Below are 16,530 nucleotides of genomic sequence, written 5' to 3' on the forward strand. Positions count from 1 at the left end.
GACCACCGATGACCGTACTGACCCAGACCGACTTCGACTACATCGTGATCGGTGGTGGTTCCGCCGGGGCCGCTGTCGCCGCCCGGCTGAGCGAGGATCCTGCCCTTGAGGTGGCCCTCGTGGAGGCCGGTCCCGACGACCGTGGCATCGACGTCATCCTCCAGCTCGACCGCTGGATGGAGCTGCTGGAGAGCGGCTACGACTGGGATTACCCGATCGAGCCGCAGGAGCACGGCAACTCGTTCATGCGCCACGCCCGTGCCAAGGTGCTCGGCGGCTGTTCCAGCCACAACTCCTGCATCGCGTTCTGGGCTCCGGCCGAAGACCTGAACGACTGGGCGTTCAAGCACGGAGCCACCGGCTGGGACGCCGCCAACACCTTCCCGCTGTTCCAGCGTCTGGAAACCAACGAGGACCAGGCCCCGCACCACGGCCAGGACGGCCCCGTGCACCTGATGAACGTGCCGGCCACCGATCCGTGCGGCGTGGCTCTCCTCGGCGCCTGCGAGCAGACCGGAATCCCGCGCACAACGTTCAATTCCGGTACGACCGTTGTGAACGGCGCGAATTTCTTCCAGATCAACCGGCAGGCGGACGGAACGCGCGCGTCGTCATCCGTTTCGTATATTCACCCGATTCGGGATCGTACCAATTTCACCCTGCTCACCGGCATGCGGGCCCGCAAACTCACCTTCGACGGGAACAAGCGCTGCACCGGCGTGCAGGTCGTCGATGCTCTCGGCGGCAAGACCCACCAGCTCACCGCGCGCGCCGAGGTCATCCTCTCGGCCGGTGCCATCGATTCGCCCAAGCTGCTCCTGCTTTCCGGCGTCGGTCCGGCCGCGCAGCTTGCCTCCTTTGGCATCGAGGTACTCGCGGACTCCCCCGGCGTCGGCGAGAACCTGCAGGACCACCCGGAGGGCGTGATTCAGTGGGAAGCGAAGCAGCCGATGCCCGAGACTTCCACCCAGTGGTGGGAAGCCGGCATCTTCACGACCACCGAGGAGGGCCTCGACCGCCCCGACCTCATGTTCCACTACGGTTCGGTGCCCTTCGACATGCACACCGCCCGTCAGGGTTACCCGACGACGGAGAACGGGTTCTGCCTGACGCCGAACGTCACCCGGGCACGCTCCCGCGGCACGGTCAAGCTGCGCTCGAGCGACTACCGCGATAAGCCCATGGTGGATCCGCGCTACTTCACCGACCCACACGACATGCGCGTCATGGTCGCCGGCATCCGCAAGGCCCGGGAAATCGTGGCCCAGCCGGCCATGGCCGAGTGGGCCGGCGAGGAACTGTATCCGGGCGCCGCTGTGCAAACGGATGCCGAAATCACCTCGTACATCGAAAAGACCCACAACACGGTCTACCACCCGGCCGGAACCGTACGGATGGGCGCCGTCGACGATGTGCTCGCGCCGCTCGATCCCGAGCTGCGGGTCAAGGGAGTCACCGGCCTGCGCGTCGCCGACGCGTCGGTCATGCCGGTTCTCGTCACCGTAAACCCGAACATCACCACGATGATGATCGGTGAGCGCTGCGCCGACCTGGTGAAGGCGGCCCGCAGCATCCGCTGACCTGCGCCGAGGTGTGAGTCCGGGTCCGATTTTTGCGAATAATGCGGTCAGCCTCACACCGCGGCGGCGGAACATGAAAAAAGTGGGCGCCTCCCGAGGGAGACGCCCACTTTAGTGTGGTGCTAGCTGGCGGGGACTTAGAAGTCCATGCCACCCGAGGGGTCGCCGGCCGGAGCCGAGTTCTTCTCGGGCTTGTCGGCAACGACGGCCTCGGTGGTGAGGAACAGTCCGGCAATCGACGCGGCGTTGAGCAGCGCGGAGCGGGTGACCTTCACCGGGTCATTGATACCGGCAGCGATCATGTCGACGTACTCGCCGGTGGCGGCGTTGAGGCCCCATCCGACGGGCAGGTTGCGCACCTTGTCGGCGACAACGCCGGGCTCCATGCCCGCGTTGAGTGCGATCTGCTTGAGCGGAGCGTCGATGGCGACGCGCACGATGTTCGCGCCCGTTGCCTCGTCGCCGACGAGAGCGAGAACTGCTTCGCTCTCGAATGCGGTCTTGCCAGCCTGGATCAGTGCAACGCCACCACCGGCGACGATGCCCTCTTCGACGGCAGCCTTGGCGTTACGCACTGCATCTTCGATGCGGTGCTTGCGCTCCTTGAGCTCAACCTCGGTTGCGGCTCCGGCCTTGATGACAGCAACGCCGCCAGCAAGCTTGGCGAGGCGCTCCTGGAGCTTCTCGCGGTCGTAGTCGCTGTCGGTGTTCTCGATCTCGGCGCGGATCTGCGAAACGCGACCGGCGATGGCTTCGACGTCGCCGGCACCCTCTACGATCGTGGTCTCGTCCTTGGTGATGACGACCTTGCGGGCGTTACCAAGCAGGTCGAGCGTGACGTTCTCGAGCTTGAGGCCGACCTCTTCCGAGATGACCTGTCCACCGGTGAGGATGGCGATGTCCTGCAGCTGAGCCTTGCGACGGTCTCCGAAGCCCGGAGCCTTGACGGCGACGGACTTGAAGATGCCACGGATCTTGTTCACAACGAGCGTGGCCAGGGCCTCGCCGTCGACGTCTTCCGCGATGATGAGGAGCTGCTTGCCGGTCTGGATGACCTTGTCCACGATGGGGAGCAGGTCCTTGATGTTGGAGACCTTGGAGTTGACGATCAGGATGTAGGGGTCTTCGAAGACCGCTTCCTGACGGTCGGGGTCGGTGACGAAGTACGCCGACAGGAAGCCCTTGTCGAAGCGCATTCCCTCGGTGAGCTCGAGTTCGGTGCCGAAGGTGTTCGACTCCTCAACGGTGACAACACCTTCCTTGCCGACCTTGTCGATGGCCTCGGCGATGATCGCGCCGATTTCGGTGTCGCCGGCAGAGATGGAAGCCGTGGCCGCGATCTCTTCCTTGGTCTCGATCTCCTTGGCGCTGGCGATGAGCTCGGCGATGACGGCTGCCGTGGCCTTCTCGATGCCGCGCTTGAGGCTGATCGGGTCGGCGCCGGCTGCGACGTTGCGCAGGCCTTCGCGAACCAGTGCCTGGGCGAGGACGGTTGCGGTGGTCGTTCCGTCGCCGGCTACGTCATCCGTCTTCTTGGCGACCTCTTTGACGAGCTCGGCACCGATCTTCTCGTACGGGTCGTCGAGCTCGATCTCCTTGGCGATGGACACACCGTCGTTGGTGATCGTGGGGGCGCCCCACTTCTTCTCCAGAACGACGTTGCGGCCGCGCGGGCCGAGGGTGACCTTGACGGTGTCGGCGAGAATATTCAGGCCGCGCTCAAGCCCACGACGGGCCTCTTCATTGAATGCAATGATTTTTGCCATATGTGTAACTCGTCCCTCCCGGACGTTCCAAACGATGATGGGGTTAGCACTCAGATGACGAGAGTGCTAGATCGATTCTGGCACTCTGGGGTCGAGAGTGCAAGCGAGCATCCGGGGTGATGCCGGGCTATCTGCAGCTGTCAGGGAACGAGATCGGCCGAGCCAGTGCCGTTGGGCACCAACTGGAACCAGGTATTGCCCGGTGCCAGCCGAATTGTCACTCCGTTGGCGTCGATGAGGCGGATCGGCGACGTCTGGGCGTCCTTGCTCCAGGTGGCCGCGAGGGTTTTGCCGCCGGACGAGATCGACGCTTCACCGGAGGCGATCAATTCGGTCTTGGGGATACTGTCGGAGACGGTTACATCGACCCGCAATACGACCACGTTGGTGGCCTTGAGCTGGGCCCCCTCGGGGGTCAGGTCGGGCGCGCCATCCTGAGCGCGCAGGTACGCGGCCGCCTCGGCGTTCCAGGTCCAGCTGCGGGCGCTGGAGTTGGAGAACCTGGTGTTGATCACCGAAATCGGCGTACCGTCCGTGGCAGCGGATGCCGCGGCGAGGGTGGCCGCGTAGGCGTACTGCTGGGCGGGCGGGGCTACGGAGGCATTGCGGTTGACGAATTCCGACGCGGCGAGGATCACGTTGTGCGGGGCTGAAGTAGCGGAGGACCGGGAGAACAAGCCGCTCGTGTCGTAGTCGAAGATGGCGCTGATCTGGCCGGTCGCGTTCATCGCGTCGACGAATCGCTGCTGGCCGCCGGAGTAGGCGACCAGTCCACCGAAGGGGGCGATAATGTCGGGATCCATCGGCCGAATCGACCGCACCGGTCCGAGCTGATCGGGAATGCTTGACTGCCAGACCGCGACATAGCGGGTGATGCCGCCCTCGACCAGTTCTTCGAACACGAGGTCGGTCCGGTCAATGGCAACCTGCGGCCGGGCCGCAACGTGGTTGTCGATCTTGGCCGCCAGCGACGGGTGGGCCGACGAGCCGCCTTCGACGCTCAGCCCGGTTAGCGGTGCGATCTCGGTCGCCGCCGGGGCGACATAGTCAGAGGTCCAGGCCGTGCCGGTCGGTGTCGAGGATGGGGCCGGGGTGCTGCCGCTGCACGCGCTCAGGAGCAGTGCCGGCAGCACGAGGGCGAGCAGCCCCGCGGCCTGAAGCGGTCGAGCGGTGCGGGCCGTATTTTTCATAGTCACCGGTAAACACTAACGCCGCCCGTTGCAGCGGGCGGCGTTAGTGTGAAATGCGAGGCGGGTTAGGCCGGTCGAACCGATTCAGCCTGCGGGCCTTTAGCTCCGGCACCGACCTCGAAGACGACCTGCTGGCCTTCTTCAAGAACCTTGTACCCGCTCATGTCGATGGCGGAGTAGTGGACGAAGACGTCTTGCCCTCCCCCGTCGACAGTGATGAAGCCGAAACCCTTTTCAGCGTTGAACCACTTTACGGTTCCGTTCGCCATGTGTTACTCCTTGCTCAGTTTTCAACGGCAACGGCCCATTGGCTGTTCCGGGCCGTGCCGCAGAGATTGCGTTCATCCTGTGCGAGCAGCAAATCCCCGAGAGCAAGACGTCTGTTGCAAGTTACCTACTGGTGCAAGTTTCCTTGGGCGAGCTTTCTTGATCCGGGCGGGTATTGCCCGAACAAAATGTGTGACCAAGACGCACATTACTGAAATCGGAACAGAAGACTAGGGGCTTGACGAATCAAATCGTGGCCGCTAAGACCACGGCTTTCGCGTTTTGCTCAGTCAACCGGTGAAACATAGTCGTTGCCGACGACGACGGTCATACTGGCGCCGGAATCAACGAAATTGGTGGAGACCACGATCTGCGCTCCCGAAAGGGAGGCAGCGACGCCGCGGGCGGCGCCTTCCTGGCTCGCATCGGCGTAGTAGATCACCGTGGTCGCCTCAGTGTCGGTGCTGGCGTTCCCGGTGGCATTGACCACCCAGCCGGCAGCGGTGAGTGTGTCCCTGACGGATGCTGCAACGCCGTCGTTCGCGGACCCGTTGAGCACATTGATGGTCTGCGCCGGGTCGACGGTGGCAACGGCCGTGGGGACGGCGGTCGCTGTCGGCGTCGCGCTTGCACTGCTCGCCGGCAACCCGGGAATGTTGGAGAAGTCGAGGCGATTGTTGATTGCGAGGATGCCGACTGCACCGATGGCGATCAACAGCCCGGTGGCCCCCAGCGCCCACCAGAATCCGATCCAGCCGCGTCCTCTCTTGCCGGGGGCGCGGTGGGCTCCCACCCGGTCGAGGGCATGCGTGTGGGTGTCGAAACGGTCTTTCGCAAATTTTTGCGCCATGGTGGTGGAATCCTTGGTTGGCCGGCCGGACCGGAATCGAGCTGCAGGGCAAGGTTCCGTGCTGGCCGAAAAGCGGGTGGGTGCCTAGTCGCGGGTGGGCAGCGAGCGACTTGCGCGTGCCTCGGATCGGACGGAACGCATCCGCTGCAATCGTTTCACCAGCATGGGATCAAAAGCCAACGCCAACGGTGAGTCGACCAATGCGCTCAATAGTTGATAGTACCGGGCGGTCGACAGGCTGAAGGTGGCCCGGATGGCCTCCTCCTTGGCGCCGACGTGCCGCCACCATTGCCGTTCGAAGGCGAGCACGGCCTGGTCGCGTTCGCTCAACTGGGTTGTCGGGGCGTGCTCAGTCATTGCTGCATCCCTCCCCCGGTTGACTGTCTGTCAGGCTCATCCTATTTGCGGGCGGCTGAATGTTGCCTCCGGCACGCCCTGCCGCGGTGGGACACGCCGTGAGGAATGCGCGCGGGGCCAAGCGAGTTTAGGCTTACTAGACGCGGCCAGTGCCCGGTCGCCGGAACGAAGGGATCTGAACATGGACTACGAAATCAAGAAGTCAGACAGCGAATGGCGCTCCGAACTGGGCGCGGAGAAGTTTGCGGTGCTGCGCGAAGCCGGCACCGAACGTCCCGGCACCGGCGAGCTGCTCGACGAGGGTCGGGCCGGCCTCTACACCTGTGGCGCCTGCAACGCCGAGCTGTTTCAGAGTGGCACCAAGTTCGATTCCGGCTGCGGCTGGCCGAGCTTTTACGAGTCAGTTCGTCCCGAAGCGGTCGAACTGCTCGAGGACCGCTCCATGGGAAGCGTGCGCACCGAGGTGCGCTGCGCAAACTGTGGCTCGCACCTCGGCCACGTTTTTCCCGACGGTTTCGGCACTCCGACCGGCGACCGGTACTGCATGAATTCGCTGTCGCTCAATTTCACGCCCGCTGAGTAGCGCGGTGTCAACGACGGAGGCTGTTGCCAGCTCGGAAGTGGCAGGTTCGGCCGAAGCGAATCCTGGTCTTCCCAGCCGGGATACGACCGGTTTCAGAACGGATACCGCGGCGGTCTTCAAAGCTGTCGCTGACCGGCGCAGTTACTCCAAGGTGACGACGCTCGCCCCCAACCGGGCGGAGTTACTTCCGCTCGTGGCGGCGGCCGCGCGGGTGGCCGATCACGGCGCGTTGCGTCCGTGGCGGCTGCTCGAGCTGCGCGGCGACGCCCGCGACCGGCTCGGAGCGGCGTTTGTGGCGGCATCCGCTTGTGAAGGGCTCGAAGCGATCAAGCTGGCCGCCAAGCCGCTGCGCGCACCGCTGCTGATCGCGATCGTCGCGTCGCGGCAGACGAATTTCAAGGTGGCTGGCTGGGAACAGGATGCCGCGGCTGCGGGCGTCGCGCACCTTCTCACGCTGCTGCTCGAAAACGCCGGCTGGGGAGCGATGTGGCGCACCGGGCCGTTGGTGCGATCGGCGCCGGTGCGAGCGTTGCATGGCCTTGCCGACGGGGAAGAGCTGCTTGGCTGGCTCTACGTTGGGGGAATTCCCGAGGAGTCGAAACCGTGCGTGCGGCTGTCGATTGATCCGGAGGAGTTTTTGGGGGTGCTGTAGCTCGGGGCCGTACGCTTCGTCCCCGGCCCACCTTGGACCGCCGGCCCGTGATCTATCAGGGGCCCCTTTCCGGGCCTGGGCGGAAGGGACAGGACGTTCAAGGGCTGCGGTCAGGTGCGGGCGTGGCCGGGCCGGTGCCAGCGCACCGCGGCGATGACCACGGCGACGAGGGCGAGCGCGGTTCCGGCTAGGGTCGTCACGCCGAGCGGATGCCCCTGAGTGGGCGCGAGCAGATCCAGCGCAAGGGCGCAGAGCAGCTGGCCGGCGACGATGCACAGGCCGAGCATGAGCACGCCGGTGGTACGCACGACGAGCGCGGCGCCGGCGATGAAGATGCAGCCGATGAGCCCGCCGGTATAGAGCCACGGGTTGCCCGGCAAATCGAGGGCGAAACCGACCAGCACACCGTGCACGAGCGCCGCGAGTACGAGCGCGACGGATCCGGTGAGAAAGTTCAGAAAAGTTGCCGTGAGCGCACTTTGCGCGGTGACCCGCACCTGACCGTTCACGGCCTGCTGCCAGCCCTGGCCGATACCCGCCACGAGGGGTAGCACGAGCAGCCAGAGCGCGTCGCTGCCGCCCAATTCGCCGCTCACCGTCCAGGCTACGGCGACCAGGGCGAGCACCGCGCCAACTATTTTGGATGCGTGCAGCGGTCGGCGCCCACCCGGACCGATGCCAAACCGGTCCATGACTACACCGCTCACGGTCTGACCGGCCACAACGGCGACAGTAAACAGGGCGATGCCGAGTGGCGCGGCGACAAGGCCCTGCGACAGTACGAACAGCGCGCCGGCCAGGCCACCGAACAGGTGCCACCAGGACAGGGTTTTCGCTCGCACCGCGCGAGTGACGAGTTGCAGGCCGCGGCGCCCGCTTCGGAACACGACGAGGCCAAGGCTGAGAATGACCAGCCCGGAGCCGAAGGAGATGACGGCGGCAGTGAATCCGTCGCCGATTTGATGCCCGAGTTCGCCATTCACGCGCGATTGCACGGCATACATGGCCCCGATCAGCACCGAGAACAGAAGCGCCAGCCAAATCGGGACAGCGGATGCTGCTGGCGCGGCTTTAGCATCCGTTCGGGTCCGTGCGCTGTCCTCTGTCACTTGGCAATACTACGAGATGGGTGCGTGCGGGTTCGGCCCGGTGCTACCCAGCCGGGCTCCGATTCGCCCGGGGCCCACCTTAGGTCGCCGGGCCCATGATCTATCATGGGCCCAGTTTCCGGGCCCGGGCCCGGTCGAAAACAGCGCGCGGGGCGAGGCTTGGCGCGTCAGGCGGCGCGCACCTCGATTTCGCCGGGGGCTGCACCCTCGCTGCCGAAGACCAGGCGGCGGTTGGCGATCTTGTCGGTGAAGAAGCGATCGTGGCTGACCACCACGACGGCCCCGGGAAAGTGCACGAGGGCGCGTTCCATCACCTGGGTGCTCGACATGTCGAGGTGGTTGGTCGGCTCGTCGAGCAGCAGCACCGACGCTCCGGAGAGCAGGCATTGCGCCATGGCGACGCGGGCGCGCTGACCGCCCGAGAGAGCACCGATCTTCTGTTTGAGGTCGGCCTCGCTGAACTGGAACATGGTCAGAAAACGGTTGACCGACTTCTTGGTCGCGGTGAGGGCGAGGCTGCCGGGCATGGCGTTGACGGCATGACTGACGGTGTCGCTCTGGTCGAGTTCGGCGAGAATCTGGTTGTACGAGACAACGCCGGCGCCGCTGGCCCAGGCGACGTCACCGTGGTCGGCGCTCTCCTCGCCGGTGAGCACCCGCAGCAGGGTCGTCTTTCCGCTGCCGTTACTGCCGAGCACGACAATGCGGTTGCCGCGGCGCACCTCGAAACTGAGGTTTTCGAACAGCACCTTGTCACCGAAGCTTTTGGCCAGGCCGTCGACCCGGCAGAGGACGTCCTTGACGTGCAGGTTGCCGTAGATCTCGGTGATGATCTGGTCGACCGGGCGCGGTGTGCGCGACTTCTTGATGTGCGCCAGCTGGTTGCCGAGCTGACGACTCTCGGCCTTGGCGGCCTCCCGACGGTCGGCGATCCCCTCGGCTTCGAAGGCGAGCAGCTCGGATTCGTGCACGAACTGTGCCTCGAGGGTCTTGAGCCGAAACTGCTTCTGCACGATGTACTCGCCGAAGTTGCCGGGGTACTCGTGCAGGTGAAAGTTCTCGACCTCGATGATGCGGGTGACGACAGCGTCGAGAAACTTACGGTCGTGCGAGACGACGATGGCAGCACCCTTGAAGCTCTTGAACCAGGCTTCGAGCCACTCCACCCCGGCCACGTCGAGGTAGTTGGTCGGCTCGTCGAGCAGCAGTACGTCGGGAGCTTCCAGCACGATCTTGGCCAGGGCAGCCCGGTTACGCCAGCCGCCGGAAAGCTCATCGATCGCGCAGACACGGTGTGCCTCGTTGAATCCGAGGGTGGTCAGCGCGGTGTCGATGTGCCGCTTGTAGTCCCAGCCGTCCAGCCGATCCATCTCCTCGAACAGCTCGCCCTGCCGCCCGATCAGCCGGTCGAGTTCGGCGCTGGCCGAGGAATCGAGGGCGATCGCCGCATCAATCGCGGCGAGCTCGGCCTCGACTGCCTTCACGGCCACGAACAGTTCGTCGAGCACCTCGGTTATGGTCTGTGCACCGTTGAGTTCGGAGAACTGGGAGAAATAGCCGACCCGAATGCCATCTTCGAGGGTGACCTCGCCGGCGTCTGGCGAGACCTGGTCGAGAATCAGCTTGAGAATGGTGGACTTGCCGGAGCCGTTCTTACCGATCAGGCCGACCCGGTCGCCGGGTTCGAGGCGAAAGAACGCCTCGCGCAGAATCTGCGTGTTCTCAAAGCGGATGCTGACATCGTTCAGCCGGATCAGGCTCATGTGTGTTTCCTCCCGGGGTGTCTGCAGCGGGCATCCGCTCGAAAAACCCCAGCCATTAGTGTACGTGGCGGCCCTGCGGGACCCTGGCGGCGCAGAAAAACCCCTACATCCCAGTGGGCAGTAAGGGTTGAGAGGGCCGGCCACGGGACTTGAACCCGTAACCCCCACTTTACAAGAGTGGTGCGCTACCAATTGCGCCAGGCCGGCATGAGACCAGGGCCTCGAAAGACCATCCTAAATGATTCCCGGGCCTTTGCCGCCATCGGCCAGGCGAAACGGATGCACCGGCACGAGCAGCAGCATCCGCTTCAGAGCTACCCGGCGGGTGTCGGGGTGGGGGTCGGCGTCGAGGTCGAGTAGGTCTCGCCGAGGGCCTGCTGCACGAAGGAGGCGAATTCCTTGGGGTCGTCGAGCGAGCCGGTGTAGGGCTTGCCATTGACCAGAACGGTCGGGGTTCCGGTGATGGCCTTGATCGACGAGTTGGCGATCGGACCGTCGAGGGATCGGTCGGTGGCGGCCTGAACCCAGGACTCGAAGGTTCCGTCGTCGATGCAGGTGTTGATGCTGGAAAGCGCGGTGCGCACTCCGGAATCCTTGACCACGGCCTTGAGCTCATCGTTGCTGCGGCCGGGCTTGTTTTCCTCGGGCTGGTCAACGAACAACGCCGAGTTGAAGTCGAAGAAGTCATCGGGCGAATAGTTGGCGACGCAGGCTGCAGCGTTGGCCGCTCGCAGGGAGTACTTGGTGCCGGCGGACTTGCTCTTGAGAATCGACACCGGGTGAATTTCGATGGTGGCGGCACCGGAGTCGACCCACTCGGCGATCTGCTCGGTATTGGCTGCTTCGAAGTCCGCACAGAACGGGCAGAGGTAGTCAAGGTAGACGCGAATGTTGGCGACGGCGCCGGTGGGATCGGGTTCGGAGGGCCGAGCGGCGGCGTCGGGCTGCAGCGCCGGGGTGAGGGCCGTGATCATGCCTTCGCCGATGAGGACACCATCGCTCGCCATGTTCCTGGGGCCGGGACCGGCCGGTTTGATCGAATTCACGATGATGACGGCAACGAGCACGACGATGGCGATGCCCGCGATGCCGATTCCGCCCTGCAGGAAAACCTTGTTGCGGCGGTCCTTCTTCTTCTGGCTGACGCGCAGCTGCTTGGCCTTGATGCGGGCCGCGTCACGGCGTCGGTTTTTTGAGGGACTGCTGTCGCTGGGTCCGCCAATAGTCATAAAGATCGCTTTCGAGGAGTGAGTGCGCGCGTTAGCGCACCTTTCGAATAGTAGATCCCCTGACTGGGAATCGACCAAACGGGGCGGGCGGGCGAAAACCGGCAGCGGGGCATCCGTCGTGCAATAATAAAAAAGTCGTGAGCTTCGGCGTGCGGCGGATAATTCCTATTCACAACGGATCGTCCGGCACGTTCCTGCCGGTGAAGGAGTAATAATCATGGCTTCAGTGACCTTTGACAAGGCAACTCGGCTCTACCCTGGCTCCACCAGGCCCGCTGTTGACCAGCTCGACCTGCAGGTCGCCGATGGCGAGTTCCTGGTTCTGGTCGGCCCGTCCGGCTGCGGAAAGTCCACCTCGCTGCGGATGCTCGCCGGCCTCGAAGAGGTCAACGACGGCAACATCCTCATCGGTGACCGCAACGTGACGGATGTTCCGCCGAAGGACCGCGACATCGCCATGGTCTTTCAGAACTACGCGCTGTACCCGCACATGACCGTCGCCGAGAACATGGGCTTCGCGCTCAAGATCGCCGGCATCAACAAGGACGAGCGTGCCGCCCGCGTACTCGAGGCCGCCAAGCTGCTCGACCTGGAGCCCTACCTCAGCCGCAAGCCGAAGGCCCTCTCCGGTGGTCAGCGTCAGCGCGTTGCGATGGGACGCGCGATCGTGCGTCAGCCGCAGGTGTTCCTGATGGATGAGCCGCTCTCCAACCTTGACGCCAAGCTGCGCGTGCAGACGCGTACCCAGATCGCCTCGTTGCAGCGCCGACTCGGCGTCACGACCGTCTACGTGACCCACGACCAGACCGAGGCGCTCACCATGGGCGACCGGATTGCTGTGCTGAAGGACGGCATCCTGCAGCAGGTAGGTTCGCCCCGCGACCTGTACGCGAAGCCGCAGAACGTCTTCGTGGCCGGCTTCATCGGCAGCCCCGCGATGAACCTGTTCCTCGCGGACACCGTCGACGGCGGCATCAAGTTCGGCACCGCGACCGTTCCCGTGCAGCGCGACACCCTGGCCAGCTCCACCGGCAAGAAGGTCACCGTCGGAATCCGTCCGGAAGACATCCAGATGTCGTCGACCGCCGGCGAGGGCCTGCAGATCGAGGTCGACCTGGTCGAGGAGCTCGGCGCCGACGGCTACCTCTACGGTCACTCCACGATCGAGGGCAAGCGCACCGACATTGTCGCTCGCGTCGACGGCCGCTCGCACCCGAACGCCGGCGAGACGGTGTACCTCACGGCTACCCCGAACCACCTGCACGTGTTCGACGCTGAAACCGGCCTGCGCCTCGGCGGCGCCGTCACCGACTAGTCAGCTTTTCGAGTATTTTGGCTTTCGGCTGGGGGGAGTTCGCTCCCTCCAGCCTTTTTCTTAGGGTCACACTATGAGCGGTTCCCTCAATATCACCGCGGCCACGGCCGACCCGGCGCTGCTCGACCTGCCGTGGCATCTGCCCCTGGACGCCTGGCCGAACGAGAACATCGCCTCGCTGCCCAAGGGCATTTCCCGGCACCTGGTACGGTTCGCTCACCTGAGCGGGCGGGTGGTCGCCATCAAGGAGACCACGAGCGAGATGGCCAAGCGCGAGTACGACATGCTGCGCACCCTGGCCAACCTCGAGATTCCCTGTGTCGAGCCGGTCGCCGTCATCACCAATAGAACGGATGCCGACCTCGACCCCCTGAATTCGGTTCTGGTCACCCGGCACCTCAAGTTCTCACTCCCCTACCGCGCCCTGTATTCGCACGCCCTGCGCCCGGATACTGCCACCCGGCTGGTCGACGCCCTCGCCGTTCTGCTGGTACGGCTGCACATGATCGGATTCTTCTGGGGCGACGTGTCGCTCTCGAACACCCTGTTTCGGCGCGATGCCGGTGCCTTCGCGGCCTATCTCGTCGACGCCGAGACCGGACAGTTGTATTCCGGTGGGCTGTCGAACGGCCAGCGCGAGAACGATTTGGAAATCGCCCGGGTGAACATTGCCGGCGAATTGATGGACCTCGAAGCCGGCGGCCGCGTCGCCGACGAACTCGACCCGATCCGGGTCAGCAACGGCATCGTTGCGGCCTACCGGCTGCTCTGGAAGGAGCTCACCGGCTCCGAGTCGTTCTCCAGTTCCGAACGGTGGCGCATCACCGAACGCGTCGAGCGCCTCAATAACCTCGGCTTCGACATCGAGGAACTCGCGATCAAGACCGATGGGACCGGTTCGCGCGTGCGGATTCAGCCCAAAGTTGTCGACGCCGGACACCATCAGCGTCGCCTGCTGCGCCTGACCGGCCTCGATGCCGAAGAGAACCAGGCTCGTCGGCTGCTCAACGACCTCGACTCCTACCGCGCTGCGTATGGTTCGCCGGCCGCCGACGAGGAAATGGTCGCGCACGAGTGGCTCGTGCGCGTGTTCGAGCCGGTGGTGCGAGCGATACCCGTGGAGATGCAGGGCAAGCTCGAGCGGGCGCAGGTGTTCCACCAGCTGCTCGATCACCGCTGGTACATGGCGCAGAACCAGTCGCGGGACATTCCGCTGGCCGAGGCCGTGACCTCGTATGTGCAGGATGTACTGCGGCACCGCCGCGACGAGGCGACCGTGATGGACCCGCTGACTGGCGCAATCACGCTGCCGATCCGCGTGCAGCTCGGCGACGATACCTCGGTCGACCCCGATGACGCCGACGACTGGACCCTCAAGGTCTAGCTCTTCTCCCCCTTTTCGTTCGGGGCCCGGCCCGTCTTTGTGCCCGGCTGCTCGCCTCTTTCGACCGGGCCCGGGCCCGGAAATGGGGCCCATGATAGATCATGGGCCCCATTCCGCAAGGTGGGACTGGAGCACCAGAACACCTCTCTGACGCCAAGGTCGGATCGTGAGGCGGCGGGCATCCGCTTTGCTGATTAGGCTCGGGGAACGTCGTGCTCGGTCAGGAATTCGTAAAACAGGCGGGGCGAGTAGGCCGTATCCCAGTCCCACCGATCGAAGCTGCTGACACCGGGTCTCAGCAGGTTCTCGCGATCCTTTTCAACGATGACAACTTCTGAGGGATGACGGTCCCCCAGAATGGCACCCCGGGTGTACTTAATTTTGCCGTCGAACTCGCCGATCTTGCGCACTCCGCGCCAGAAGAAGTCGACCCAGTACTCGCGCCCCTTCACCACAAAACGCACCTGAAGGTCGGGAATCTCGAAGCCCAACTCGGCCATGCGAACGCGACTGAGGGACTCGCCCGGGTTAGCTGAGAGCGGATTCGCGAATTCAATTGCGCGGCGCGCCTGGGCGCCTCCGTTCCGCGGATGCACACTGGTGAGTTCGGCATACGGAGCGTCTTTGGTGAGGGCCGGGGGGCCAAGGGTTCCATGCCGACGTTCCGCCTCCGCGCGCTCCTGCTCCACTCGTAGGGCGTGGTCCATCATCGTGACGCCGACGAGAAAAGTCGAATTGGCTGCCACGTCGATGAGGGTGCGGGGAAGGCTGGTGGCGGCGCATCCGTTCACCGTGACTGTTTCGGGCTCGACCACGCTGCGATGACTCGTGGTGAATCGGGCACTGCTCCCGCCAGCGGTGTCATTGTTGATCGCGTGCACGACCTGCGGCCACGGGCCGATGATGGGCAGGCCATGCAGCACCGCCGCCGAATGATGAGAGAGTAGCAGCGGCTGCTCGGCCGCGAGGACGGTGGCACGTACGAAGAGTCGATATCGGTCCTCGCTGTGGCCGGAGCGCCAGGCCGCCCCCAGGGCGTAGATTCCACGACGGATGCGCACCAGCTGCCCATTCGCAAGGAGCGCGCGCACGGCATGGGTGGTGAGTCCCGACGCGAGCAGGGATTCGGCAAGAATGAGGCCCTCGTTGCGGGCATTTGGTAGATCCAGGCTGTCAAGCATGGCTACTTTTTACCGGGTACGGGTCTCGAGCGTCGAAAAGTTGGCGGACTTGTGTGAACTGGATGGCGGCATCCGCTGTGGAGGAGAGCCGCGGGCCGCCGCGGAGCGCACGCCGACCTCGCCCCGTTTGCCCGGCCGGGCCCACCTTACGGAACCGGGCCCATGTTCTATCATGGGCCCAGTTCCCGGGCCCGGGCCCCGTCGAAAAGGGGGTCGCCCGGCACGGGGGGACGCCGAGCGCGGCAGAGCCAACGGCGCGCTCGGCCGTCGGGTAAACGCGCCCCGTTTGCCCGGCCGGGCCCACCTTACGGAACTGGGCCCATGATCTATCATGGGCCCAGTTCCCGGGCCCGGGCCCGGGCCCGGTCGCAAAAGGAGACGGCGGCAGGGGCGCGCGGGCCGCCGCGCAGGGGCTACTGCTTCGCGGCCTGCTTGGCCTTCTTGATCTCGGCGCGCAGGCGGGAGACCTCGTACAGGGTGACGCCGGCGGCGATTCCGGCATTGAGCGACTCGGTCGAGGCGCTGATCGGAATCGAGACGATCGCGTCGCAGGTCTCGGTGACGAGGCGGGACAAGCCCTTACCCTCGCTGCCGACGACGATCACGATCGGGCGCTCGGCGAAACCGGTGCCGAGGTCGGGCAGCGACACATCGCCGTCGCCGGCCAGGCCGAGCACGAACACGCCCTGAGCCTTGAGCGCCTTGAGCGTCTGGGTCAGGTTGCTCGCCATCGCGACGGGCGTTCGGGCGGCGGCGCCGGCGCTGGTCTTCCAGGCTGAGGCGGTGACGCCGACCGAGCGACGCTGCGGAACGATGATGCCGTGGCCGCCGAACGCAGCGGTCGAACGGATGATCGCACCCAGGTTGCGCGGGTCGGTGATGCCGTCGAGGGCCACGAACAACGGCTTGTGGCCGCGGCTGATGGTCAGTTCGAGCAACTCCATCGGGTGCGCGTACTCGTAGGCCGGAACCTTGAGCGCGAGGCCCTGGTGCACGGCGTCGCGACCGGCGAGACGGTCAAGCTCGGGGCGCATGACCTCGAGAATGGGGATGTTGCGGCTCGTCGCCATGAGCAGCACTTCTTTAACGCGCTCATCCATTTCGATGCGCGCCGCGATGTACAGGGTCAGCGCCGGAATCTTCGCGCGCAGCGCCTCGAGCACCGAGTTACGGCCGGTGACAATCTCGTGCTCGTCGATCTGCTGGGCGCGACGGGTCGAAGAGCCGCCGCCGCCGGTGTTGCCGGTGCCGCGCTGCGGGCCGCCCTGCGATGCGCCGCGGGCACCGCCGCGAGCAGCGGGGCC

General features: G+C 65.1%; 15 protein-coding genes and 1 tRNA gene. 5 read left to right on the plus strand and 11 right to left on the minus strand.

The annotated features are described in order from the left end of the window. Nucleotides 1-8: 8 nt before the first annotated feature. Entirely contained in the window at nt 9-1,580 is a 1,572-nt protein-coding gene (locus E3T46_RS00540) for a GMC oxidoreductase (protein WP_134577040.1), read from the plus strand. Nucleotides 1,581-1,717: 137 nt separating this feature from the next. Here the strand turns inward: E3T46_RS00540 and groL are convergent, their stop codons facing one another. The 5 genes from groL to E3T46_RS00565 form a co-directional block, all read right to left on the minus strand. Beyond that, on the minus strand, nt 1,718-3,346 hold the full coding sequence (gene groL, locus E3T46_RS00545) for a chaperonin GroEL (protein ID WP_092451084.1): 1,629 nt from the start codon (nt 3,344-3,346) through the stop codon (nt 1,718-1,720). A gap of 140 nt (nt 3,347-3,486) precedes the next feature. Continuing rightward, nucleotides 3,487-4,536, minus strand: coding sequence for a DUF3048 domain-containing protein (locus E3T46_RS00550; RefSeq protein ID WP_241980384.1), 1,050 nt, complete (start codon nt 4,534-4,536; stop codon nt 3,487-3,489). Between the two features lie 65 nt (nt 4,537-4,601). Then, nucleotides 4,602-4,805 carry a cold-shock protein gene (locus tag E3T46_RS00555; RefSeq protein WP_035834941.1) on the minus strand — a complete coding sequence of 68 codons (204 nt, stop codon included), beginning with the start codon at nt 4,803-4,805 and terminating at the stop codon, nt 4,602-4,604. Nucleotides 4,806-5,089: 284 nt separating this feature from the next. After that, complete coding sequence (locus tag E3T46_RS00560; RefSeq protein ID WP_134577042.1) at nt 5,090-5,653, minus strand: LytR C-terminal domain-containing protein; 564 nt, start codon at nt 5,651-5,653, stop codon at nt 5,090-5,092. Between the two features lie 84 nt (nt 5,654-5,737). Beyond that, nucleotides 5,738-6,010 carry a DUF3263 domain-containing protein gene (locus tag E3T46_RS00565; protein WP_134443813.1) on the minus strand — a complete coding sequence of 91 codons (273 nt, stop codon included), beginning with the start codon at nt 6,008-6,010 and terminating at the stop codon, nt 5,738-5,740. A 181-nt stretch (nt 6,011-6,191) separates the two neighbouring features. On the opposite strand from E3T46_RS00565, the gene msrB reads away from it, so the two are divergent. Continuing rightward, nucleotides 6,192-6,593, plus strand: a complete 402-nt coding sequence (gene msrB, locus E3T46_RS00570; RefSeq protein ID WP_134443814.1) for a peptide-methionine (R)-S-oxide reductase MsrB — start codon at nt 6,192-6,194, stop codon at nt 6,591-6,593. A gap of 4 nt (nt 6,594-6,597) precedes the next feature. Further along, entirely contained in the window at nt 6,598-7,245 is a 648-nt protein-coding gene (locus E3T46_RS00575) for a nitroreductase (RefSeq protein ID WP_277870912.1), read from the plus strand. Nucleotides 7,246-7,355: 110 nt separating this feature from the next. On the opposite strand, the gene E3T46_RS00580 is transcribed toward E3T46_RS00575, so the two are convergent. The 4 genes from E3T46_RS00580 to E3T46_RS00595 form a co-directional block, all read right to left on the minus strand. Beyond that, nucleotides 7,356-8,354, minus strand: a complete 999-nt coding sequence (locus E3T46_RS00580) for a DMT family transporter (RefSeq protein WP_241980380.1) — start codon at nt 8,352-8,354, stop codon at nt 7,356-7,358. 167 nt (nt 8,355-8,521) lie between these two features. Beyond that, entirely contained in the window at nt 8,522-10,117 is a 1,596-nt protein-coding gene (locus tag E3T46_RS00585) for an ABC-F family ATP-binding cassette domain-containing protein (RefSeq protein ID WP_134443816.1), read from the minus strand. Nucleotides 10,118-10,251: 134 nt separating this feature from the next. Beyond that, a tRNA-Thr gene (locus E3T46_RS00590) sits at nt 10,252-10,324 on the minus strand. 107 nt (nt 10,325-10,431) lie between these two features. Beyond that, nucleotides 10,432-11,346: a thioredoxin domain-containing protein gene (locus E3T46_RS00595; RefSeq protein ID WP_092451095.1), complete on the minus strand. Its 915-nt coding sequence runs from the start codon at nt 11,344-11,346 to the stop codon at nt 10,432-10,434. 217 nt (nt 11,347-11,563) lie between these two features. On the opposite strand from E3T46_RS00595, the gene ugpC reads away from it, so the two are divergent. Both ugpC and E3T46_RS00605 read left to right on the plus strand, forming a co-directional pair. Continuing rightward, nucleotides 11,564-12,661, plus strand: coding sequence for a sn-glycerol-3-phosphate ABC transporter ATP-binding protein UgpC (gene ugpC, locus E3T46_RS00600; RefSeq protein ID WP_092451097.1), 1,098 nt, complete (start codon nt 11,564-11,566; stop codon nt 12,659-12,661). 73 nt (nt 12,662-12,734) lie between these two features. Further along, nucleotides 12,735-14,045, plus strand: a complete 1,311-nt coding sequence (locus E3T46_RS00605; RefSeq protein ID WP_134443817.1) for a DUF4032 domain-containing protein — start codon at nt 12,735-12,737, stop codon at nt 14,043-14,045. 194 nt (nt 14,046-14,239) lie between these two features. On the opposite strand, the gene E3T46_RS00610 is transcribed toward E3T46_RS00605, so the two are convergent. Both E3T46_RS00610 and rlmB read right to left on the minus strand, forming a co-directional pair. Then, nucleotides 14,240-15,226 (minus strand): type IV toxin-antitoxin system AbiEi family antitoxin domain-containing protein, encoded by a 987-nt coding sequence (locus tag E3T46_RS00610; RefSeq protein ID WP_134577043.1) that lies wholly within the window; start codon nt 15,224-15,226, stop codon nt 14,240-14,242. A 413-nt stretch (nt 15,227-15,639) separates the two neighbouring features. Beyond that, the coding region (gene rlmB, locus E3T46_RS00615; protein WP_134577044.1) for a 23S rRNA (guanosine(2251)-2'-O)-methyltransferase RlmB at nt 15,640-16,530 on the minus strand (891 nt) is incomplete at its 5' end.

It is taken from the genome of Cryobacterium sp. Hh11 (genome assembly GCF_004404045.1).
In the GTDB taxonomy this organism is placed as follows: domain Bacteria; phylum Actinomycetota; class Actinomycetes; order Actinomycetales; family Microbacteriaceae; genus Cryobacterium; species Cryobacterium levicorallinum.